A 21,024-nucleotide genomic window follows, 5' to 3' on the forward strand; every position below is an offset into this window, starting at 1 on the left:
GTGAAGCCGGCGATGACGACGTGCAGTGGATCAACGCCTCTGGACGCATAGTTAAGATGACTAATTCGGCCGGGGCAAGAGCCTGGATCTTCTTCCCCCGTCCGTCCACGCGCCCGCCGCCACCGGAGCACACCGGTCCGTCACCGGAGCACACCGCCCGTCCATCGCGTTGCCCGGCCGTCGCGTTGACCGACCGTCGCGTTGCCCGGCCGTCGCGTTGCCCGCACGAGCCGCGATCAAGGATGATGCTCCGCCGTGACGTACCTCATCCTCGGCGTGCTGGGCATGATCGCCCTCGCCATCGTCCTCAGGTTCCGCAGGAACAGGGCCCGGAGCTGGGCGCTGACCGAGTTCGACGCGCCCACGTACGGCATGGCCCCCCGCGACCGGCTCGACCCGGGCCGAGCCGGGCCGCCACCGCCCCCGCACCTCCGGCAGGAGTCCCTGGCGATCGCCGAGGCGGCCTGGGCCGGGGACTGGAGGCCCGCCGCCGCGTACGTCGAGGCCGCCGGGCAGGACTGGGACGAGCGCTGGTACCGGCTCGACCTGCTGGACTCCATCGCCGACCGGAACGACGGCTGGCTGAAGACCTGGCGCGCGGCCGAGCCGGGCAACTGCGACGCGGCCACCCTGGAGGCCGGCCGGATGGTGCAGGCGGCCTGGACGGTCCGCGGCTCCCGGGACACCCACAAGGTGCCCGAGGAGGCCATGCTGACCTTCCGGGCCATGCTGCCCGCCGCCGTCGAGGCCGCGAAGCGGGCCGCCCTCCTGGCCCCCGCCGACCCGGGCCCCTGGGTCGTCATGGTGACCGCCGCCCGCGGCGCGCAGTACCCGCCCAAGCAGTTCGAGGAGCTGTGGCGCGGCCTGGTCGAGCGGGCGCCGTTCCACTACGAGGGCCACTGGCAGGCCATGCAGTACTGGTGCGCCAAGTGGTCCGGCTCGGACAAGAGGATGCTGGCCTTCGCCAAGCGGGCGCTCAGGAAGGCCCCGGCCGGCAACCCGCTGCCCGGCCTCTACCTGCAGGCGCTGTACGAGCTGGAGCTGCGCGGCGCCCTCGGCACCACGCTGGCCGGCGAACTGGGCAGGGACCCGGTGCGCAAGGTCGCGGCCGCGCTGGCCCGGGTCCGCCCGGACCACCACCGGCTGCCGCACCTGCGGCACCTGCTCGCCCACTACGCGGGCATCGCCGGGCTCCACCGCATCGCCGTGGAGCAGTTCCGGGCGATCGGACCGTGGTGCGGCAGCCCGCCGTGGACCCGCACGGACGACCCGGCGCTCGCCTTCGACCTCGCCCGCGGCGCCGCCGTACGGCTGTCGGGCGCGAAGCCGACGCCGGCCCTGCTGCGACCGAAGGCCGGGCTGCCGGACAGCGCATAGGAATCCGGGAGGACCTGGCGGTCGAGCCACGACCGTCCAGCGAGCACCCACGGAAGAGGCCGCCCCGCCGAACGACGGGGCGGCCTCTTCCGTGGGTGCGATGACGGCCCGATGGTGCGACCGGGCGAACGAATGCGGCGGCTTCTTCGGTTCACCGTCCCGGGCGGGGAATTCGTGAAAGGAAAGTTCCCTGGTCACAAGGGGTGCGGGACGGCCCGATCCGTGGAGTGTGCACGTCATTTCAAGGGCTTGTCCCCTTATTGGGCCGAGGGCCGTACGAGGAATTCGCCCCTTGCTCACGTGACTCGCGCAAGTCCCTTCCGTTCCCGGATCGAATCTGACAGCATCGTCCGCTATCCGGTGACCGAATGCCGGTGATCACTGCGCCGGTCGGGCCCGTGGGGTGCCCGTCCGCAGCCGACGTCCCCGGACCGGATCGACCGGCGGGCCGGGATGCGACCGGGGCGCAACCGGGGAGGAACGTGATGCACGGCTTCGTTGTGCGCAGGCTGCGCCACGTGGAGGAGAAGTGACCGCCCGGGCCGGCACCCCCGTGCCCACCCGCGACTCCGCCCACCGTCCACCGCGCTGGGTCCGCACCAGGCTGCGGGCGAACCCGCTGTCGGCGCTGCTCATGGCGGCCCTCGCGTTCGTCACCGTCTTCCTCGCGGCGGCCCTCCCCCGCATCGCGGACCGGGGCGCGGACACGGCACTCCAGGACTTCGTCAGCGGGAAGGGCCCCAACCAGACCAGCCTGCAGACCACTTCCAGGACCCGGGACGACGACAGCGCAGTCGAACTCGACCGGGTGCAGCGGCAACTGGTCGAACAGGTCGGCCGGCGGCTGACGCCGTCCCGAGCGGGGCAGGCCTACGGTGCCCGCGCCCTGGGCGACCACTCCATGGCCAATCCGGGGTACGCCCACATCTCGGACAAGGAGCCCTACCCGGCCCTCAGCCTGCTCCACCTGCACGACCTGGCCGCCCGGGCCACCCTCACCGACGGCACCTGGCCGACCCCCGGCGCCGTCGGCGGTCCGCTGCCGATCGTGGTCAGCGAGAGGGCCGCCGCGACCATCGGCATCAAGCTCGGTGACGTCATCGACAACGGCGTCGAGAGCTCCGGCGCCAGGCGGACCACCGTGGTGGTCGGCCTCTACCGGGTCAACGACCCCCAGGACCCGTTCTGGGACGACCTCGGCTGCCCGGCCCGCGCCTGCCTGAACACCAAGCCCGACCACGAGCACTGGACGACCAGCGGGTTCGTCGACGGCGGCAGCCTGCCCGCGCTGGTCCGCTGGGGTTCGACCGCCGAGAACTTCTGGCGGCTGCCCGTCGACCCCGCCTCGCTGCACGCCGACCGGATCGACCGCACCCGCGACGTCATCCGCTCCTTCCTGACCGGGAGCGACGCCACCGCCCTCCTCGACGCGACCGGACGCGCCGACCTGCAGACCGTCTCCGGCCTGCCCGACGTCCTCACCCGGGCGGACGAGCGCTACCGGGCCTCGCTGCCGCTCAGCGCGATCGGCCCGGCCGGCGTCGCGGGCGTCGCCGCCGTGGTGCTGTTCCTGGCCGCCGCGCTCACTACGGACCGGCGCGCCGCCGAGATCCGGCTGCTCCGGGCCCGCGGCGGTTCCCTCGCCGGGGTGCTGCGACGGCTGATCGGCGAGGGAGCGGTCACCGTCCTGCCCGCCGCCGTGCTCGCCACGACCCTCGCCCTGGTGCTGCTGCCCACCCCCCGGTGGGACCGCGCGGTGGCGGCCGCCCTGGTCGCGACCCTGATCGCGCTGCTGGCCTTTCCGGTCCGCGCGGCCCTGCTGTGGTCCCGTCGACGGCCGGCCGGCGGCCGCCGCCGACTGGTCGGCGAACTCGCCGTCCTGGCGGTCACCGCCGCGGCCGTGGCGGAGGTCCGGCGCCGGGGTGTCGGCCACCCCGGGGCCGGGGTGGACCCGCTGCTGGTCGCCGCGCCGCTCCTGCTCGCCGTCACCGGCGGACTGGTCCTGGCCAGGATCGAGCCGGTGGTGGTCGGCCGGCTGGCCGCCCTCGCCGGCCGGGGCCGCGGCCCGATCGGCTTCCTCGGCCTCGCCCGGGCCGCCCGCGACGGCTCGGGCCGCCGCAAGCCCTCCGTACTGCCGCTGCTCGCCCTGCTGATCGCCGTCACCACGACCGGCTTCGGCGCCACCGTGCTCGACACCGTCGACCACGTGCGGACCCGCGCCGCGCGCATCACCACGGGCGGGGACATCGGCGTCTCCCTCCCGGACTACGCCACCCTGACCGAGCCGTTCACCGGGGCCGCCGCCGCCCTGCCGGGCGTCCGGGCCTCGACCGCGGCCTGGATCGAGCCCAGAGCCCGCTTCTTCGCCACCGACCGGGACTACACCGAGGCCAACCTGGTGGTGGTGACCGACCCGGCGGCGTACGCCGAGATCGCCCGGGCCCTCGGGGCCGGCGGGTTCGATCCGGCGAAGCTGACCGGGACGTCCGGCGGCGGCCGGGACACCCCGGTGCCCGCCCTGGTCAGCCGCGACCTGGCCGAACGCCTGGCCGCAGGGCCGTCCCGGGTGCGCACGCCCAACGGCAACGACCTGCACCTCACCGTCGCCGGTGTCGTCGGCGCCACCCCCGCACTGCCGGACCCGGGCAAACCGTTCGTCGTCGTTCCCGCCGGCCCCGCCTGGGAACGGCTGCCGGACACCAGGCGGGTCAACACGTGGTTCGCCGTCGGCGACATCGACCCCGACCGGGTCAGGACAGTCCTGCGGGACAACAGCGGGGCCCGGCCGGTCGGCCTGGCCAAGCTGATCGCGGACGACGCCGCCGCCGTCGGCAAGGACACCCACGGCCTGCCCTCGGGATACACCGTGCACAGCAGCCGGGAGACCGCCGCCGCGCTCGGTGACGACCCGCTGCAGCACGCCGCCGGGCGGCTGTTCCGGTACGCGGCCGCCGCCGGAGCCGGATTCGCCCTGCTCGCCGTCCTGCTGACGCTCTTCCGGGCCGCACCCGACCGCACCGCCGTGCTCGCCCGGCTGCGCACCATGGGCATGCGGCCCCGGCAGGGGCTGGCACTGATCATGACCGAGGCGCTGCCGCAGACCCTGGCCGCGGCCGTCGGCGGCGGCCTGGTCGCACTGGCGGCGGTCGCCCTGCTGGGCGGCGCCTTCGACATCTCGACGCTGGTCGGCGCCAAGGTCGGGGACGTCGTCGTCCCCGTGCTGATGCCGGTGCTGCTGCCCACCGCGGGCCTGGCCCTGCTGGTCGGGCTCGGGGTGGTGGTGGAGACGCTGGTCGCCGGCCGGCGCCGGATCGCCACCGAACTGCGGGCGGGTGAGCAGTCGTGACACCGGGAGCGGCCGGGACCCCCGGTCTGCGCCCCGGGCGGCCCGGCTCCGGGGGCCGGGCCGCCGGACGCGGGGGTGCCGGACGCGGGGGTGCCGGACGCGGGGGTGCCGGACGCGGGGGTGCCGCGGTCAGTACTCGTTCTTGACGACGAAGTACGAGCCGCGGATGACACCGGCGAGCTTCGACTTCTGCCGGGCGAACTTGAACCGGGAGGCGAGCTCCTCCGGGATCTCCATCCCCTCCGAGAGCTTGAACCCGACCGCCCGCTTCTTGGCGTCGTCGACGGTGTACATCACGTTGACCGACAGCCCGCTCTCGTAGAAGACATAGGCCATGCGGATGTCCTCGACCTGGAAGGCCGTGGCCTCCAGCGGACGGGACGCGATGACGATGTCCCGTTCCTCCTTCAGGATCCGGTGCACCCAGTCGACGGCCTCCTGGGCGTCGCCGGCCGGCTCCACCGTGAAGACGTGGTCGTACTTGTTCCTGAAATAGCGGGCCTCGTTCGCCCGCAGACCGGCCAGCGCCTCCGCGACGGGTGACGACTCCAGGCCGACGGTCGAGACGGTGCCGAAATCCACGGTGTAGGTCATGGCGGGTTCTTCCTCATCGGCGTCGGTGGACGGCGGACGCCCCGGCACCCGCGCCGGAACGAGTACCTGCCTCGTCCCGCGTCCCACGTCCCGCTCCGAGCGCTGGTCGCCGTGGACCGGGATGCCGTCGGCTCCCGCCAGTATGCGGGCCGGGTGGGGCCGGCTCCAGGTCATGAAGATGGTGTCGCGCTCGGTGAAACCGCTCTCCGACCTGCCGGGACGGTGCGGCCGAGGTGCCGGAGGCCGCGGCGGACGTCCGTCGCACCGTGCCCGGCGCCGTCCTCGTCCCGTCGGCGTCACGGGTCACCAGGTGACAGGCAGTGCGTGGAGACCGTAGACCTCGTTGTTGACGCGGTAGGGCACGTCCTCGGCGGGGCACGCGAGCGCGAGGCCGGGCAGTCGCCGCAGGAGCGCGGGCACGGCGATCCGCAGTTCGGCGCGGGCCAGTGGTGCGCCGAGGCAGTGGTGCGCGCCGTGCCCGAAGGCCAGGTGCGACACGGGTTTGCGCGCGATGTCGAAGAGGTCCATCCCGGCGCCGAGCGCCGGGTCGCGGTTGGCCACCGGCAGTTGACAGACGACCTGGTCACCGGCCTTGATCGGCACGCCGCCGACCTCGGTGTCGCACCGCGCGGTCCGGGCCAGCGCGGTGCTGGACACGGACAGGTACCGCAGCAGTTCCTCGACGGCGGTGTCGATCACCGGCTCGCCCTCGGCGGCGTCGCGCAACCGGTCGGCCTGCTCCGGGTGCGACAGCAGGGCGAGCACGCCCAGGCCGATCGTGTTGGACACCGTGACGTGGCCCGCGAGCAACAACAGCTCGCAGACGCCGACCAGTTCGGAGTCCGACACCGCGCCGCCGTGCTCCCGGACGAGCATGCCGATCATCCCGTCGTCCGGGCTGCGCCGCTTCTCCGCCACCAGGGAGGCCATGTACGCGCGCGACTCCCGGCCGGCCGCGAGCCGTTCCTCGATGGGGAGCCCGAGATCCAGCGTGGTCCGGGACCAGTGGTGGAACTGCCCCTGGTCGGGGTCGGGAACGCCGAGCATCGCGCAGATCACCCCGAGCGGCAGCGGCAGGGCGAAGTCGGCCATCAGGTCCGCCGCGGGACCCCGCGACTCCATGGCGTCGATCAGCTCGCCGGCCAGGGCGCGGATCATCGGCTCCAGTGAGCGGATCCGCGTCCCGGTGAACTCCGGCGTCAGGACGTGGCGCAGCCGCGTGTGCTCCGGCGGGTCCATGTTGAGGAGCTCGTTCGGCAGGACCGGAGCGCGTTGCGGGTCGTACATCGCGAACGTCTCCTGGTCGGCCAGCACGCGCCGGACGTCGGCGTGCCGGGTGACGAGCCAGTACTCACCGACCCGGTGCAGCCAGAAGTCCTGGACGCGCCGAACCCGGTCCCCGCGCTGGGCCTCACCCAGTACCGGGCCCGGGCCGAGCCCGTCGCGACGGTAGAAGATCGAGATCGGCGGCACTTCCCGCTGCTCACCCATGGAACCTCCCGTGATCACCCGGCACCCACGTGCCGACACCGCTTGCCGACACCCACGTGCCGATTCCGACTTCCCGATACCCGGGCGCTCGTGCCGCTGCGCGCTTCGGCCGCGGTCCTGTGCGGCGCGCGGGGGCGCGGAGACCTCGAACCCACCCCCTCTCCCGAGCCGGAGCCGCCCCCTGTCCCGTCCCCTGTCCCGCCCCCTGCGTCTGCCCCCTCCCCGGCCGTTCCGCGGGGTGCGTCATTTTCCGGGAACCCCTTGACAGGTATAGACCACTCCGCTTGAGTCTGGGTCAGCCCCGCACCGGCCGGCACCCCGGTCGGCCCGTCCCCCACAACGCGCCTCGCGGGGCCCGGCTCCCCTGCCCCTACGTCCCTACCTCCACGACCGTGCGGCCCCACACCGCACAAGGGGTGATCAAGTGTCCACGAAACGCCTGCTCGCACTGCTCTCCGCCGTCGCCACGGCGCTGGCGGTGGTCCTGCTGCTGCCCGCGGCCAACGCCAGCGCCGCCGTCTGCGCCACGCCCTGGAACTCCTCGGCCGTCTACACCGGCGGCGCCGCCGTCTCCTACAACGGCCACAACTGGCTCGCCAAGTGGTGGACCCAGAACGAGCCGCCCAGCACTGGAGGCTCCGGCGTCTGGTCCGACCAGGGCGGCTGCGGCACCGGCCCGACGACGACCCCGACCGCCACGCCGACGGCCACGCCCACGTCCACCGGCACGCCGAACCCGAGCGGATTCCCGGTCAGCCAGGCCCAGTTCGACCAGATGTTCCCGAACCGGAACCCCTTCTACACCTACCAGGGCCTGATCGACGCCCTCGCCGCCTACCCCGCCTTCGCGGCCACCGGCACCGACACCGTCCGCAAGCAGGAGGCCGCGGCCTTCCTCGCCAACGTCAACCACGAGACCGGCGCGCTGGTCTACGTGGTCGAGCAGAACACCGCCAACTACCCCCACTACTGCGACATCTCACAGCCGTACGGCTGCCCGGCCGGGCAGGCCGCCTACTACGGGCGCGGCCCCATCCAGCTGAGCTGGAACTTCAACTACAAGGCCGCCGGCGACGCCCTCGGCATCGACCTGCTGCGCAACCCCAACCTGGTGCAGACCGACCCGGCCGTCGCCTGGAAGACCGCGCTCTGGTACTGGAACACCCAGAACGGGCCGGGCACCATGACCCCCCACAACGCGATCGTCAACGGCTACGGCTTCGGCGAGACCATCCGCAGCATCAACGGCTCACTGGAATGCAACGGCGGCAACCCCGCACAGGTACAGAGCCGGATCAACGCCTACCAGCGCTTCACCCAACTGCTCGGCACCGTACCGGGCAACAACCTGAGCTGCTGAGCACCCGGCCCGACCGTCGTGGGCGCACTGGCGCCCGGAGCCAAGGAGGATGAAGGAGCAGGCGCGGCTCGGTGCCCCCGAGCCGCGGCCCCTCAAGCGCCCGCGCGAGGGGCCTCAACGGCCCACCCGACATACGACGCCGGTCCTACTCGTAGCGCGCGATGAGCGCGGCGGTGTCCTCGGCGTCCAACGCGACCCCGAACTCCTCGTCCAGCAGCCCGGGCAGTTCCCTCGCCGGTATCCGGCGTCTCTCCGCCGTGCGGTCCGGTACGAGCCGGACGAGTTCCGTGTTGTCCAGGGCGAGCCGCTGATCGGCCCCCGGCCTCTGCACCAGCAGCTTGTCGTGGAAGGGCGAGAGGGAGTGGGTGGAGGTGTAGTGGCTGGTCACGGTGAGGTCGACCGGGAAGCGCGGCTCGGTCCCGATCGCGTAGAGGTCGAACCAGCCGTCGCGCCGCAGTCGCCGCAGCACCAGCGGTCCGGCCGCGCCGGGGGTCGGGCCCGCCTCCCGGACCAGCCCGTACGTCCAGCCGGCCTGCCGGGCGATCTCGCCGTCGCGAAGCCGCAGCGGCTCCAGGATTCCCTCAGCTCCGAAGCCGACGTCGGTGAACCAATCCTCGCCGCCGAGTTCCACCCGCAGTGACATGTGGGTGGCCGGACGGACCCGCTCCTCGCCGAGGCGGACGCGTGAGGCCGTCGCGGTGAAGGTGAAGCCGAGCGCGTCCAGCGCGGCGGCGTACAGGAGCGTCTGCTCGCAGCAGGTGCCCCCGCGTCGCCGCCGGACCATCTTGGCCTGCAGGGACTCCAGATCGAGCCGGACAGGTCGGCCCAGGACGACCTCCAGGTTCTCGAAGGCGAGCGTGGCGATGTGGGCGGCATGCAGCCCACGCAGCACCTTCAGCGTCGGCTCGTGCTCCCCGTCGTACCCGATTCGTTTCAGATAGGCGTCGAGGTCCAACCGGTCGCCGCCCCACACGGAGCCGATCGACCTGCCCATGCGATCCTCCTCGAACGAGCCGCACCCTCCGACGCGGTGCCTCGATCCACGGAAGCCAGGACCGCACGACGGACCGCGCAGCCCAACGACCCCTCACGCTCACCGGCCTTTTCCGGGGGGCACTGCCGCAGCAAGGCAGGCCATGCGCCGCCAGCGGCCACGACTGGCCGGGACACTCGGCCGCCTGCCGGCCCGCCCCAGGGACGGTCCGTCCCGGGGAGACCTCCACCGGCACCGCCCACATGTCACCCATTCGATCGTAGCCACCCTTTCGGGTGCCCCGCAGCTCTGCACAGGCACTCCGGCCGACCCGGCTGTGCCAGAGTGCGGACATGGCCCGGCGAGCCGACGAGCCTGCATGCCGACAGACTCGCGGCCGTCGATCGGTCCCCGCTGGAAGCCGTCCTCGCCTCACCCAGGGAGCAGGAACCATGCCGGAGCTGTTCGACGCCATGCGGCCGCTGCCCGCCACCTCCGCCCGCTATCGCCGGCAGGGCTGGTGGCGCGACGAGACCTTCCTGGACGATCTGCGCGACGCCGCCGAGCAGGTACCCGACCAGCGCGTGATCATCAACTGGCGCTCGGAGGAGGGCCGGGCCGTCACCCTGAGCTACGCCGAGCTCGCCAGCCGGGTGGAGCGGTTCGCCGCCACGCTGTACGAGCTGGGCGTACGGCACGGCGAGGTGGTGGCCTTCCAGCTGCCGGACCAGTGGGAGACGGCCGTGCTCACGCTCGCCTGCTGGCGGGTCGGCGCGGTGACCATGCCGATCTCCTTGTGGTTCGGCCGGCGCGAGGTGGACCGGATGCTGGCCTCGACCGGAGCCGTCCTGCTGGTCACGACCGACCGCAAACCCGGCCCGGAGCACGTCCAGGCCCTCGCCCGACTCGCCGACGGTCTGCCGGCTCTGCGCCACCACGCGGTCATCGGCGACACCTCCGCCACCGGCGCGCTCGACTTCGGCGCGCTCCTGTGCGCCGCCGCCCGAAGCGCACCGCAGGGCACCGTCCTCGGACCCGACGAGGCCGCGACGGTGCTGTTCACCTCCGGTACCAGCGGCAGCGCCACGGCCGTCGTCCACAGCCTGAACACCCTGTACGCGGGGGTCCGCCGGCCGTTGCCGATCCCACCCCTGCTGCCGGGGCAGCCCTTCCCGGTGCTCACCCCACTCAGTCACGGCGTCGGCCTGCGCAACGGCGTGCTGCGGCCGCTCGTCCACCGCGGCAGCGCCCTGTACTGCGACGACTGGGACCCCGGCCGCTGGCTCGACCTGTGCAGCACCTACCGCGCCGGCGGCCTGTTCGCCCCGCCGGCCATGCTGGACTCCCTCGCCACCGAACAGGTCCGCCACCCGCGGGACCTTCCCGCCTGGGAGGCGGTGGCCACGATGGCCGCGAGCCCCTCGCGCGAGCTGGTCGACCTCATCCGCAACACCCTGAGCGGGCACGTCGTCAACTCCCTGGGCTCGACCGAGACCGCCGGGATCACCGCCACCAGCCCCACCGACCCGCCCGATCGGGCCGCCAACGGCATCGGCCGCCCGATGCCCGGCGTCGAACTGCGGATGGCACCCGCCACCGGACCGGACCAGGCATCGCCGCTCGACCTGCGCAGTCCGTCCACCTGCCTGGGCACCTTCGACCGCGACACCGGACGCCTGCTGTGGCGCGCCGCCGACACCGACGGCTGGTACGCCACCGGCGACCTGGTGCGCCCGGACCGCGAGGGCGGCCTGCGCTACGCGGGCCGGGCCTCCGACCGGATCTCCGGCACCACCCAGCTGATGATCCCCGTTCTGGACGTCGAGGCGGAGCTGCGCGCGCACCCGGCGATCGCCGACGTCGCCCTGGTCGGCTACCCCGCCGAGCACGGCGACCTGCCCTGCGCCGTCGTCATCGCCGCCGACGAACGCGCCCCCGAGCTGGCCGAACTGCACACCTGGCTGGCCGAACGCGGCATGACCGACTGGTACTGGCCCACCCGCGTCGAGACCGTGCCGCGCCTCCCCCGCAACGAGCTCGGCAAGGTCCGCAAGAACCTCCTCCGGGAGTGGCTGGCCGGCGCCCGGCCGCTGCCCGACACCGACGACGACCCGACCGCCCTCGCTCCCGACCGCCCACCCACCGAAACCTGACGCCGTCAGGTCACCGGACGGAGCCCCACCATCGCCATGAACGGCCGGCTCAGCGAGCGGCGCCCATGTGCCTTAAGCGCCGAGGCGGGGAGCGTTGGTTGCCGTGCGCGGGGACACCGCCGACCCGGCCGTAGTAGATCCCGCACGTCCACGCCGTCGGCCGGCCTGCCGCCGGGCGCCGGTCCGGACCTGCCCTCGGACCGGACCGCCCACCGCGTGCTACTCCTCGCTAGGCCGCCCGGCCCGCCGGGTGGAAGCTGATGCGTTCACGGACGACGGGGAAGCCGGCCTTGGCAAAGTTCGCGGCCATGGGGAAGTTGGCCTGGTCCGTCGCTCCGGTGACGAACTCCGCGCCCTGCTCGACGAGGAGGTGGGTGCACTCCGCGAGGAGGTCGTAGGCGTAGCCGCGACCCCGCTGTTCCGGGACGACTCCGATGAAGCCGATGGTCGGGCCGGAGGGGTTGTGGGCCGGGATGTGGATGCCTGCCAGGTCTCCCTCCGGCGTGTGTGCGAGCTGCCACCACTCCCGCGGGGAGGGGCACCAGTGGAAGAAGTCGAGTTCCTCCTGGGCGGCTTGGTCGAGGCCGCCCTCCGCTGTGGCCCTGAGCGCGTGGGCGTCCAGGGTGGCGGAGTGGATACGGCGCAACGCGTCGAGGAACACGGTGTCGTCGGGTTCGGCGCTGAAGCGCAGGCGTCCGGGCCGCTCGGGCAGACCTCGCTCCGGGGTCCAGCGGTACAGGAAGCGTTCCACCAGGAGTTCGTACCCTGCGGCTCGTGCGGCGGCGAAACGCGTCTCGGCGCCGGCGCGCAGGTCGGTCCTCTCCCGCCAGCCGCCGGGCAGGTTGATCTCGAGTTCGACCTGCCAGGGAGCGGAGCGCAGGAGTTCGGCCCCGGCCTCCTCCTTGCCCTCGGCCACGTCGAACCAGTTGATGTTGACGGGCTCCGGGTCGTCGGGGCCGCCCCACCACGCGCCGCGTGCGACAACCTCGCCGTCGCGCAGGGCGACGCGCTTCCAGTCGGAGCGGAACCGGGTGCGCCGATGGCCTTCACGGGCACCCAGGGGGTCGGGGAGTGCGTCGAAAAGATGAGCGTCGCTCGCGGAGAGCGCGCGGATGACCGGATCGGTCATGGATTCCTCCGGGATACAGGCTGCTTGGAGCGCTCCCGGTCAGAACTCACGAACCACGCCGGGACAGCGGAAGAGGGAGCGCTGGAGAGGTGTGAACCGCACGGCACTCGCCTCCTTCCGGTCGTCTCGGGGCGTGGAGCCACACAGTACGTGATCTTCCGTGAGGCCGTCCAAGGATTTCCGCGCCCCTGGAAGGAGGGGCGGCAACCAGCCATCGTGCCCGCCCGGTTCGGTCCCCTGCTCCTGTTCCTGCTCGTCCTCGCGCTGGGCCCGGTCGCCGACAACATGCCCACCGCGCACGGCTCCGGCCTCGCCCTGCAAGCCGCAGGCGTCCGCATCCGCCCGTGGGGCGGTTCACCTGGACATCCTCACCGCCACCGCGACCGTGCGCCGATGATCACGAACTGCGGTTGCCGAGAATGCAGTTGACCTTCAAGCCGTCGCCCCACGCACACACAGTGAGATATGTGCAATGTTACATTGCAACAACACTCCGTTCGTCTCGGCGAAACCCATGCGGGATGCCCATGCAGAAGGAGAGCCCCTCTTGTCCCACGTCGCCCTGGCGGATGTCCCGTGCGGTGAGTCCGACGAGCCCCTTGTCGCAGGCCAGAGCTGCAGCAAGGACGGGGGTAGCGGTGGCCTGGTCGCCGATCCGCTCCTGTCGCACGGTCAGCCGGCGGTGGCCGAGCAGCCAGGAGACGGTGCGTACGGCCTTCCCCCCGTGGCAGTCACCCCGCTCGCCGCTGTCGAGTCCGGGCCGGACCGCCAGATCACCATGACCAAAATCGTTGCCAATTTACTGTGACTGGTTGTCTATGATGGTAACTTCATGACCAAAAAGCCGGGAATTTTAGAAGACCGAGGGTTCAGGGGGCTCTTCGCCGCTACGGCAGTGAGTGCCGCCAGCGTCAGTGTGGCGAGGATCGCCATCCCGCTGGTCGCAGTCCTTGCGCTGGATGCCGGAGAGTTCGAAGTGGGGCTCGTCTCCACCTTCCTCACTCTCCCGTTCCTGCTGGTCGGCCTGCCGGCCGGCGTGTGGGTGGACCGGCTTCGGCGTCACAGAATCCTTGTCCTGTGCCAGCTTGCGCGTTCTCTCATTCTTCTTTCCATTCCTCTGTGCTGGTGGGTCGACCTCCTTTCGATCTGGCAGCTCTACGCCACCGTTCTCCTGTTCGGCGTGTGCAACGTATTCTTTGACGTCGCGTACCAGAGTTATCTCCCCAGCCTTGTGGGTCGGGACAGGGTACTGGAGGGAAATGCGAAGCTCACCGGCGTCCAGCAGGTCTTTGCCGTGGGTGGCCCTTCACTGGGCGGCCAGGCCGTGGCACTGCTCACGGCTCCGGTCTCCTTCGTGGTGACCAGCGTCGGCCTTCTGATCTCCTCGGCTTGCATCGCGCGGATTCGCGCCGACGAGGCGGAGCCGGTCCGTCGACCGGAATCCCGCATGCTCCAGGAGATCGGGGCGGGGCTCCGTCTGGTGCGCGGAAGCTCTCGGCTCCTCGCGATCGCCGGGTCCTCCGCCTGGCTGAACCTGACGTGGTATGCCGCTTACACGGTGATGATGCTCTTCCTGGCGAGGACGCTCGATCTGTCGCCCGCCTTGATCGGAATCTTCCTGAGCGTGTCCGGAGCGGGTGGGCTCCTCGGATCCTTCCTGGCGAGGCGGATTTCCGAGAAGGCCGGCCCCGGTCCTGCCATGTGGTTGATCCTGCTCCTCGGCTCCCCTTTTGCGCTCGTCCTTCCCTTTGTCGGATCCGGCTGGACGCTCTGGATCGCGGCCTGCGCCGACGGTGTCACGGCGTTTATGATCGTCGTCTACAATGTCACTCAGGTCAGCTGCACACAGACCCTGACCCCCAATGAATATCTCGGGCGAGTAAATGCCACGATGCGATTCCTGACCTGGAGCTTCATGCCCGTCGGCTCCATGCTGGGCGGCGCCGCGGCTGGGTGGCTCGGGGTACGCCAGGGGATTTTCGTGTGTGCCGCCGCGGGCTGTTTCGCCTTTATTCCGATTCTCCTTTCGCCGCTGCGTACCATGCGGAAGTTCCCGTCGTCGCCCAACGGTGACGATGAGGCTCCTGAAGGAGTTGCGGCGGCGGCCGCCAAGCGCTGAGCTTGGCGGCCCGGGAAGGACGACGGGTCAGACCGGGATCTGGTGGACGTACAGCAGGTGCCGGCAGATGTCGGAGAGGGTCCGGTCGTCGAGTGCCGCGTCGCAGACGACGGCGGTGGCCAGCAGGCCCTTGAAGATCTCCAGGCCCTGGTCGCGCCTGCCGAGTTCCGGTGCGTCCCAGGCGAGCGGGCGCAGGGAGTCGAACCTGCGCAGCTCGTAGGGGTGGCCGTTGACGAAGCTCTGGAGCAGTCGCCTGGGGCCGCCGGTGGAGCGGACGGCGTAGACGGCCCACTCCGTGTCGGATTCGGCGCTGAGCACCTGGAGGCGTTCGCCCAGGATCCATCCGGAGCCGTAGGTGTGGAGTGAGTCGATCAGGGCGGGTCCGGTGTCGAACACGGGAAGTCGCCTGCCGACCAGGAAGACTGTCGCGGCGCCCGTGGTGCCCCGCATGGTGGGGAAGGTGTACCAGCCGCCGGTGAAGCGCAGCGCGGGAAGGCTGTTGATCGCCGATGCCTCGTAGACGGCGGGGTTGCCCACGGCCGTGCCGTCGTTGTGCGCGGGGCTCAGGTCGAGCAGCTGCACCACGGGCGTTCCGTCCCCGAGGGCGCGGTTCGGGTCGGCCTTCACGGATGAGACGTCGGCGCGGTAGTAGCCGATCAGGCCGTCGAGCCGCAGGACGGGATCGTCGGCGCCGGCCGCGAGCAGGGGCGGCGCGGACCGGGCGGGCGGCACGGTGTCCGTACCGATCCTGGCCGAGGCGCCCGGGGTGGCCGTGTTGACGACCAGCGGCGGGTAGGGCTTCGGCACTCCTTCGAAGAGCCCGCGCCACACCGGCCCGTCGACCGCCACCACCGCCTGCATGCCGGGGGCCAGATAGGTGTTGAACGAGCGCTCGATCTTGCACCAGCCGGCGCCACGGGAGGAGTCGCCGAGCCCCGCACCGCGGTCGCTGCTGTCCAGCCGGACCGCGGCCGTGCGGGGGCCGCCCTTGACGCCCACGCAGTCCCTGATGACCAGTTGCGTCCCCCCGACGTTGTCCTGGAGGCTGGCCCACACATAGCTGTCGCTGGGGCCCGCGTGCTCGAAGTCAAAGCTCCAGTTGTCGAGTTGGGCGGCCCCGCACTCGAAGAGCCGCACGGCCGATACGGAGTCGTCCACACCGGTGACGAACACGTTGCGGTAGGAGGGGTTCGATCGCAACGCCTTGAACGCGGACCGCCCGAAATAGGCGAGCTTGAGCCGGTCGCCCCGGCCCATCTGGAACCAGGAGTAGATCGCGCAGTCGGTCTGGTGGCCGAATTCGCTGTCCGTGACGTCCACCGGGTAGCTGGCGTCGAGATGGTACGCACTCAGGCCCTGCGCACCGAAGTAGACCTTCATGTCGGCGAGCGAGAACATGACCACCGATCCGAGCCCGATGGCCTGGCCGTAGTCGGAGCCCGCCTGGCCGCCGACCGCCAGGGCGGTGACCGCCATCTTCTCCGCCCTGTTGCGCTCGAACGTCTGCCTGGGCCCGATCGGCATGAACAGCCCGTACCCGGTCAGCCCGTTCGCCACGTATCGCGCGTGGAGATCGGGGACACCGTCGGCGCTCCTGTGGACTGCCTCGTCCATGGGCAGCACGCAGAAAACGCCCGCCTCGTCGGTCAGGAACGTCAGGTCGGTCACGGGGCCGTGCTCGTCCTGCTGCGCCGTGCCGGCGCCGAGGTCCTGGTAGCGCGTCACGTCGGAGAGCCGGAGCGCGCCGAACGTGAGCGGAACCGGGGTGTCCTTGTCGCCCGGGATGCGGTAGGTGCCGCCGCCCCATCCGCTGGACAGCAGGCCCAACTGGCCCATGTTGAACGGTGCGTACCAGTTGGGTGCGAAGGCGACCTCCCGCTCCCCCCAACCGTCGTTGATCATGGCCAGATCGGGCTCGACCTGGGCCAGGTCCGTCCAGGCCGTCACGGTGGACGCGTCGAGATCGATCTGCAGCGAGCAGCGCAGGACGGGCTTCTCGTCGTCGAAGGGCACCCGGATCTCCCGGATCAGTCCGTCCGCCGTCCGGAAGACGAACAGCACCCGCGGCGGCACGATCCCCGGGGACACCTCCGTCTGGGCGTAGAACGGCGACGGGCGGTTGTACGCGTCGGCCAGGCCGAAGAGCGGCCGCCCCACCCAGGGCATCGCGTCGTTGCGCACCACGAAGTCGAGGGTCAGCTTTCTGACGTCGGACCAGAACGCGCCAAGCCTCGGCCCGAACTGGAACGGCGAGCACGCGAAGGTGACCGTCGCGTCGCTGAACGGCTGCCCCTCGACGCCGGTGGGGACCCTCGTACGGAAGCCCCACCGCTGCCCCGCGCTCGGAGCGGCATGGGTGTCGAGCAGCCCGAAGAGATCCGCCCAGTGCCCGTCGCTGACCGGCTGCCCCAGCACCTTGCGGTCCACGCCGAAGACCAGCGGGGGTGTGTACGCCACCCCCTGGAGCACGGTGGCCTCGGGCCCCTCGCCGACGAACCGCACATTGTGCCGGTCGACCATCACCGAACGGGAGAACAGGTAGGGAAGCTTGCTGCCCGGCACCAGCACGGTGCCGCCTGTCAGGAAATCCAGTGAGTCGACAGCCTTCTGGAAGGCTTCCGTGCAGTCCTCGCCCGGCACGGCGCCGAAGTCGAGGACGACGTTCACGATGGCGCTCATGACACGAGCGTAACGACCCTGCTTTGCCGGAAGTTGGCAATCAATGGGACTCCCCAATAGTCATACCAGCGGACGTTTTTGGAGCCCGCCCCCTCCGATGACCGTTTCACGAAAGACCGGCACGGCGAACGGCTGCCGGGCTGCCGCCCGATGCCGTCGGCATCGCCGAGGGGCGGTGACCAGCGCGCGGGTGGTCGTGCGGTGCGCCCCGTGGAGCGTTTCGACGCGCTGAAGGCCGCTCTCCGTCACGCGAAATTCACCGACCGGGGGTCTACTCGCATAGACAACGGTGGGGCATCCTGGAGCGATGCCGGCGCTCGAAGCCCGTCGTCCCCGTTGCCCGGGAGCCGCGGGCGGTGGCGCCGGACGGATCGGCCGGCCCTCGCGCCGGAGCACCGCCGCGCCACAGCACTGCGTACGACCCCTTCGTCCGGGCCTGTTACTCAAGCCCGGCGCCGGACCTCCCGCCCTCCTGCCGAGGCGCGGCAGGAGGGCGAGGGGTCGAGTCCGAGGCACACCATCCTCATTGGGAGATGCAGATGAAGCCACGCACCGCAGCCACCGTCGTCGCCCTGGCCCTGGCCGGCCTCGCGCTCTCGGCGCCCACGGCCGGCGCCAGCGGCACCAAGCTGTCGCAGTCGACGGCCGCCAGTCAGCTCAGCAACGCCGGCGTCACGTGGAGCTCCAGCGGGGGCTGCACCACCAGGTCCAACTCCACCTGTACCTCGTTCGACCAGATCAACTCGGGCACGGTGAGCGCCGTCATCACCCTCAAGCAGGCCAGCGGCTGCGCCATCAACATCACCGGCGGGACCGAGGTCGGCCACGCCTCCGGCACCTACAGCCACTACAACGGCTACAAGGTCGACATCGCCCGCAGCTCCTGCATCGACAACTACATCCAGAACAGCTTCACCTACATCGGCCTCCGGGGCGACGGCTACCCGCAGTGGAAGGCCGCATCGGGCAACCTCTACTGCAACGAGGGCAGCCACTGGGACGTCCTCATCTACTGACGCCAGCCCCGGGTGCCGGCGCCCCTCGGGGCGCCGGCACGCCGGAACGGTGTCGGTCGGTGTGCCGACACCGCGCTCCGCCAGGTGGCTGCGCTCCGGGGCCGGCGGCCGATCCGGCCACGGCCGGGACGGCTCGAAAAGGCGCCACCGGGACGCCACGCAGTTTCGGCAATCGGACGACATCACCCACGCGCTGCGCCGCCTGGTCCACGGCGACCTGAGCAGGATGCTCGACGTACCGAGCAGCGTCCGGTGCTGGAACTGCTCGCCGATCAGGAACGCGCGTGGGGCGGGGACGACTTCGGCCGTCCCCGCCCCACGCGTTGCTGTTCTCCGGTCAGGCGAGCCCGGAGGCCGCCGCGCCGAGGGTGCCGCGCGCCACTGCTCGACCCATCCGGGCGGCGAAGATTTCGCGGATCTCGGTGCGGTTCCTGTGGATCGCGGGGACGAGGATGTCGGAGGGCCGGTCGTCGCCCAACTGCACGATCAGCTCGGCGAGATCGGTCTCGGCACGCAGCGGGACGCCGTGCCGCTCGCAGACGGTCTTCAAAGCCACCGGGCCGTCCGCACTCGGTCGTCGCCGCCGGATGAGGCGAGGCGGCAGAGCCCGGGGACGATCAGCCGTCAGCGGGCGGTCTCGTCCTTGTCCGCTCGCGCACCGGCGCCCGCTCGGGCACCGGCGGGGAGGCGGAGGGTGAAGCGGGCACCGCCGGTGGGGCTGGTGCCCACCGTGAGGGATCCACCGTGGGAGTGGGCGACCCAGGAGGCGATGGACAGCCCGAGCCCGGAGGAGCCGGAGCCGCTGCGGAATCGTTCGAAGAGCGAGCCGGCCAGCTCGGCGGGCACGCCCGGTCCGCTGTCGTCGACGGTCACGGTGCCGTCACCGGTGACGGTGAGCCGGACGTCCGCGGGCAGGCCCGGCGGTCGGCCGTGGGTGAGGGCGTTGCCGAGGAGGTTGGCGACGGCCCGGCGCAGCAGGTCCGGGTCGCCGGTCACGACGGCCGGTTCGGTCCGGACGGTGACGCGGTGCTCGCCGGTGCCGGTGCCGGTGTCGGTGTCGATGTCGGTGTCGATGTCGTCGACGACCGTTTCGACGAGTTGGTCGAGGCGCAGCGGCTCCCGGACGGCAGTGCCGACACCTGCCACGAGTCTGGCCCTGGTGAGCAGGCCGTCGACCAGGTCGCCCATGCGGGTGGCCAGGTTGAGGGTGCGCTCCAGCGCCGCGACGCGTGCGGCGTCGTCGCGCAGCGCGGTCTCGGCGAGCAGGCGCAGGGACGCGGCGGGCGTGCGCAGGTCGTGGGCCGCGTCGGCGAGGAAGGCCTCCTGCTGCTGGAGCGCGGTCAGGGCGGGTCTGATGGCGCGGCCGGACAGCAGGTGCCCGGCCACGGCCGACAGGGTCAGCAGGACGGCGCAGCCGGCCGCGAGCAGGGCGGTCAGTTCGCCGTGCGCGGCCCGGTCCGCCGACAGGTCCGCGGAGACGACTATCGCGCCGCCGGTGTCCTGGCCGCCGGGTCCGCCGAAGGGGTCCGCCACGAGGCGCAGCGGACGGCCGTCGGTACCGCGCGCGTCGGTCAGGACGAGGCTCCCCTCCCGGATCGCTGCGCCGGCGACCGCCCGGAGGTCGCCGGGAGTGGCGTGTGCGCAGGCCTTGCGCGGGGTGTAGACGGGTGTCGGCCCGCCGTCGGCGGCGGACAGGACGTGGAGCGTGGGGCAGGTCGTCTCGACGTAGTCGTCCAGACCGGTGACGTCGAGCCGATCGTCGTCGTCGTAGCCGAGGACCGAGGCGGCCTGGGTGGCCTGCAGTCTCAGCTCGGCATCGAGCTGGCGGCGCCGGGAGGCGTTGTCGTTGTGCACGGCGAAGGCCGCCAGGCCGACCAGGCCGACGGCGCTGGTCAGCGCGAACAGCGCGGTGAGTCGCCGGCGCAGTCCGCGGGCTCGGGCCGCCGCGGTCCTCGGCCTCGCGCCGCGGCGCCCGGTCCCCGCCCGGAGCTTTCGCGGGAGGGTCCTGTTCATCCGTCGGAACCGGTGACGAGCCGGTAGCCGACGCCGCGGACGGTGTCGATCAGGGGCGGGTCGCCGAGCTTGCGGCGCAGCTGCGCGATGAGGACGTCGACGACGTTGGAGCCGGGTTCGGCCATCTCGTCCCAGCACTTCTCGATCAGTTCGGCGCGGGAGACGGCCTGGTCCGCGCGGGCGGCCAGGATCTCCAGCACGGCGAACTCCTTGGCGGTGAGGAGCAGCAGGACGCCGTCGCGGCGCACCTGCCGGCGGGCGGTGTCGATCTCGACGTCGGCGATCCGGTGCACGGGCGGGGTGAGGGTCCCGGCACGACGGCACAGGTTGCGGACCCGGGCGATCAGCTCGGGTACGGCGAAGGGCTTGATCAGGTAGTCGTCGCCGCCCGCGGCGAACCCGTCGACGCGGTCCGCGACCCGGTCGCGGGAGGTGAGGAACAGCACCGGCACGGTACGGCCGGCCCGGCGCAGGTCGGCGACGTAGTGGAGGGCGTCTCCGGACGGAAGCATCCGGTCGAACACGGCACAGTCGTAGGCGGTGACGAACAGCGCCTCGTCGGCAGCCGGCAGGTCCGCCACCTCGTCGACGGCCAGGCCGTCACCACGCAGAGCCGCGGCCACGGCGAACCGCAGGTCGTCGTTGTCCTCGATCACCAGTACTCGCACGGCGGCCAAGGATAACCGTCCCCCTCGTCGAATCCTCACGGAGCCCGCGCGGCGCCCCGGTGGCGCACGGGTCCGGCCGCCGGGCCCGGTCCCGGGCGGACCTCAT

Annotated in this window: 15 protein-coding genes; 7 read left to right on the plus strand and 8 right to left on the minus strand. The window is 71.9% G+C overall.

The genetic code is table 11. From position 1 onward, the window contains the following. The first annotated feature begins 255 nt into the window (after positions 1-255). Both ACFVVA_RS01535 and ACFVVA_RS01540 read left to right on the plus strand, forming a co-directional pair. Complete coding sequence (locus ACFVVA_RS01535) at positions 256-1,377, plus strand: hypothetical protein (RefSeq protein ID WP_387684581.1); 1,122 nt, start codon at positions 256-258, stop codon at positions 1,375-1,377. Between the two features lie 529 nt (positions 1,378-1,906). Continuing rightward, on the plus strand, positions 1,907-4,723 hold the full coding sequence (locus ACFVVA_RS01540; protein ID WP_387684583.1) for a hypothetical protein: 2,817 nt from the start codon (positions 1,907-1,909) through the stop codon (positions 4,721-4,723). 129 nt (positions 4,724-4,852) lie between these two features. Here ACFVVA_RS01540 and ACFVVA_RS01545 read toward each other — a convergent pair whose 3' ends face one another. After that, positions 4,853-5,317, minus strand: coding sequence for a phage tail protein (locus ACFVVA_RS01545; protein WP_387684585.1), 465 nt, complete (start codon positions 5,315-5,317; stop codon positions 4,853-4,855). Between the two features lie 303 nt (positions 5,318-5,620). After that, the gene (locus tag ACFVVA_RS01550; RefSeq protein WP_387684587.1) at positions 5,621-6,808 is read right to left on the minus strand and encodes a cytochrome P450; all 1,188 of its coding nucleotides are present in this window, start codon (positions 6,806-6,808) and stop codon (positions 5,621-5,623) included. 424 nt (positions 6,809-7,232) lie between these two features. Here ACFVVA_RS01550 and ACFVVA_RS01555 point away from each other — a divergent pair, with 424 nt between their 5' ends. Beyond that, on the plus strand, positions 7,233-8,168 hold the full coding sequence (locus ACFVVA_RS01555; protein ID WP_387684589.1) for a glycoside hydrolase family 19 protein: 936 nt from the start codon (positions 7,233-7,235) through the stop codon (positions 8,166-8,168). Between the two features lie 145 nt (positions 8,169-8,313). Here ACFVVA_RS01555 and ACFVVA_RS01560 read toward each other — a convergent pair whose 3' ends face one another. Further along, positions 8,314-9,162: an arylamine N-acetyltransferase gene (locus tag ACFVVA_RS01560; RefSeq protein WP_387684591.1), complete on the minus strand. Its 849-nt coding sequence runs from the start codon at positions 9,160-9,162 to the stop codon at positions 8,314-8,316. Between the two features lie 431 nt (positions 9,163-9,593). Between ACFVVA_RS01560 and ACFVVA_RS01565 the strand changes: the two genes are divergently transcribed. Beyond that, positions 9,594-11,294 (plus strand): AMP-binding protein, encoded by a 1,701-nt coding sequence (locus ACFVVA_RS01565; protein WP_387684593.1) that lies wholly within the window; start codon positions 9,594-9,596, stop codon positions 11,292-11,294. A 229-nt stretch (positions 11,295-11,523) separates the two neighbouring features. Here the strand turns inward: ACFVVA_RS01565 and ACFVVA_RS01570 are convergent, their stop codons facing one another. After that, positions 11,524-12,423: a GNAT family N-acetyltransferase gene (locus ACFVVA_RS01570; RefSeq protein WP_387684595.1), complete on the minus strand. Its 900-nt coding sequence runs from the start codon at positions 12,421-12,423 to the stop codon at positions 11,524-11,526. 547 nt (positions 12,424-12,970) lie between these two features. Between ACFVVA_RS01570 and ACFVVA_RS01575 the strand changes: the two genes are divergently transcribed. Further along, a complete protein-coding gene (locus ACFVVA_RS01575; RefSeq protein ID WP_387684597.1) occupies positions 12,971-13,231 on the plus strand; it encodes a hypothetical protein in 261 nt (86 codons plus the stop codon). Between the two features lie 24 nt (positions 13,232-13,255). Then, on the plus strand, positions 13,256-14,542 hold the full coding sequence (locus tag ACFVVA_RS01580) for an MFS transporter (RefSeq protein WP_387684599.1): 1,287 nt from the start codon (positions 13,256-13,258) through the stop codon (positions 14,540-14,542). A 27-nt stretch (positions 14,543-14,569) separates the two neighbouring features. Here the strand turns inward: ACFVVA_RS01580 and ACFVVA_RS01585 are convergent, their stop codons facing one another. Further along, positions 14,570-17,221 carry a hypothetical protein gene (locus ACFVVA_RS01585; protein WP_387684600.1) on the minus strand — a complete coding sequence of 884 codons (2,652 nt, stop codon included), beginning with the start codon at positions 17,219-17,221 and terminating at the stop codon, positions 14,570-14,572. Between the two features lie 533 nt (positions 17,222-17,754). Here ACFVVA_RS01585 and ACFVVA_RS01590 point away from each other — a divergent pair. Beyond that, entirely contained in the window at positions 17,755-18,237 is a 483-nt protein-coding gene (locus ACFVVA_RS01590; RefSeq protein WP_380352678.1) for a hypothetical protein, read from the plus strand. A gap of 337 nt (positions 18,238-18,574) precedes the next feature. On the opposite strand, the gene ACFVVA_RS01595 is transcribed toward ACFVVA_RS01590, so the two are convergent. The 3 genes from ACFVVA_RS01595 to ACFVVA_RS01605 form a co-directional block, all read right to left on the minus strand. Further along, complete coding sequence (locus tag ACFVVA_RS01595) at positions 18,575-18,793, minus strand: hypothetical protein (RefSeq protein ID WP_387684800.1); 219 nt, start codon at positions 18,791-18,793, stop codon at positions 18,575-18,577. A 68-nt stretch (positions 18,794-18,861) separates the two neighbouring features. Continuing rightward, the gene (locus ACFVVA_RS01600; RefSeq protein ID WP_387684602.1) at positions 18,862-20,250 is read right to left on the minus strand and encodes a sensor histidine kinase; all 1,389 of its coding nucleotides are present in this window, start codon (positions 20,248-20,250) and stop codon (positions 18,862-18,864) included. Beyond that, positions 20,247-20,918, minus strand: a complete 672-nt coding sequence (locus ACFVVA_RS01605) for a response regulator transcription factor (RefSeq protein WP_387684604.1) — start codon at positions 20,916-20,918, stop codon at positions 20,247-20,249. Before ACFVVA_RS01605 ends, ACFVVA_RS01600 begins: the two co-directional genes overlap by 4 nt. Between the last annotated feature and the right edge of the window lie 106 nt (positions 20,919-21,024).

The organism is Kitasatospora sp. NPDC058048 (assembly GCF_042885555.1).
GTDB lineage: Bacteria > Actinomycetota > Actinomycetes > Streptomycetales > Streptomycetaceae > Kitasatospora > Kitasatospora lactacystinica.

Coding starts and splice junctions, on each gene's coding strand:
- ACFVVA_RS01545 (WP_387684585.1), bottom strand. CDS start 5,317: ATGACCTACACCGTGGATTTCGGCACCGTCTCGACCGTCGGCCTGGAG.
- ACFVVA_RS01550 (WP_387684587.1), bottom strand. CDS start 6,808: ATGGGTGAGCAGCGGGAAGTGCCGCCGATCTCGATCTTCTACCGTCGC.
- ACFVVA_RS01560 (WP_387684591.1), bottom strand. CDS start 9,162: ATGGGCAGGTCGATCGGCTCCGTGTGGGGCGGCGACCGGTTGGACCTC.
- ACFVVA_RS01565 (WP_387684593.1), top strand. CDS start 9,594: ATGCCGGAGCTGTTCGACGCCATGCGGCCGCTGCCCGCCACCTCCGCC.
- ACFVVA_RS01570 (WP_387684595.1), bottom strand. CDS start 12,423: ATGACCGATCCGGTCATCCGCGCGCTCTCCGCGAGCGACGCTCATCTT.
- ACFVVA_RS01580 (WP_387684599.1), top strand. CDS start 13,256: ATGACCAAAAAGCCGGGAATTTTAGAAGACCGAGGGTTCAGGGGGCTC.
- ACFVVA_RS01585 (WP_387684600.1), bottom strand. CDS start 17,221: ATGAGCGCCATCGTGAACGTCGTCCTCGACTTCGGCGCCGTGCCGGGC.
- ACFVVA_RS01590 (WP_380352678.1), top strand. CDS start 17,755: ATGCAGATGAAGCCACGCACCGCAGCCACCGTCGTCGCCCTGGCCCTG.
- ACFVVA_RS01600 (WP_387684602.1), bottom strand. CDS start 20,250: ATGAACAGGACCCTCCCGCGAAAGCTCCGGGCGGGGACCGGGCGCCGC.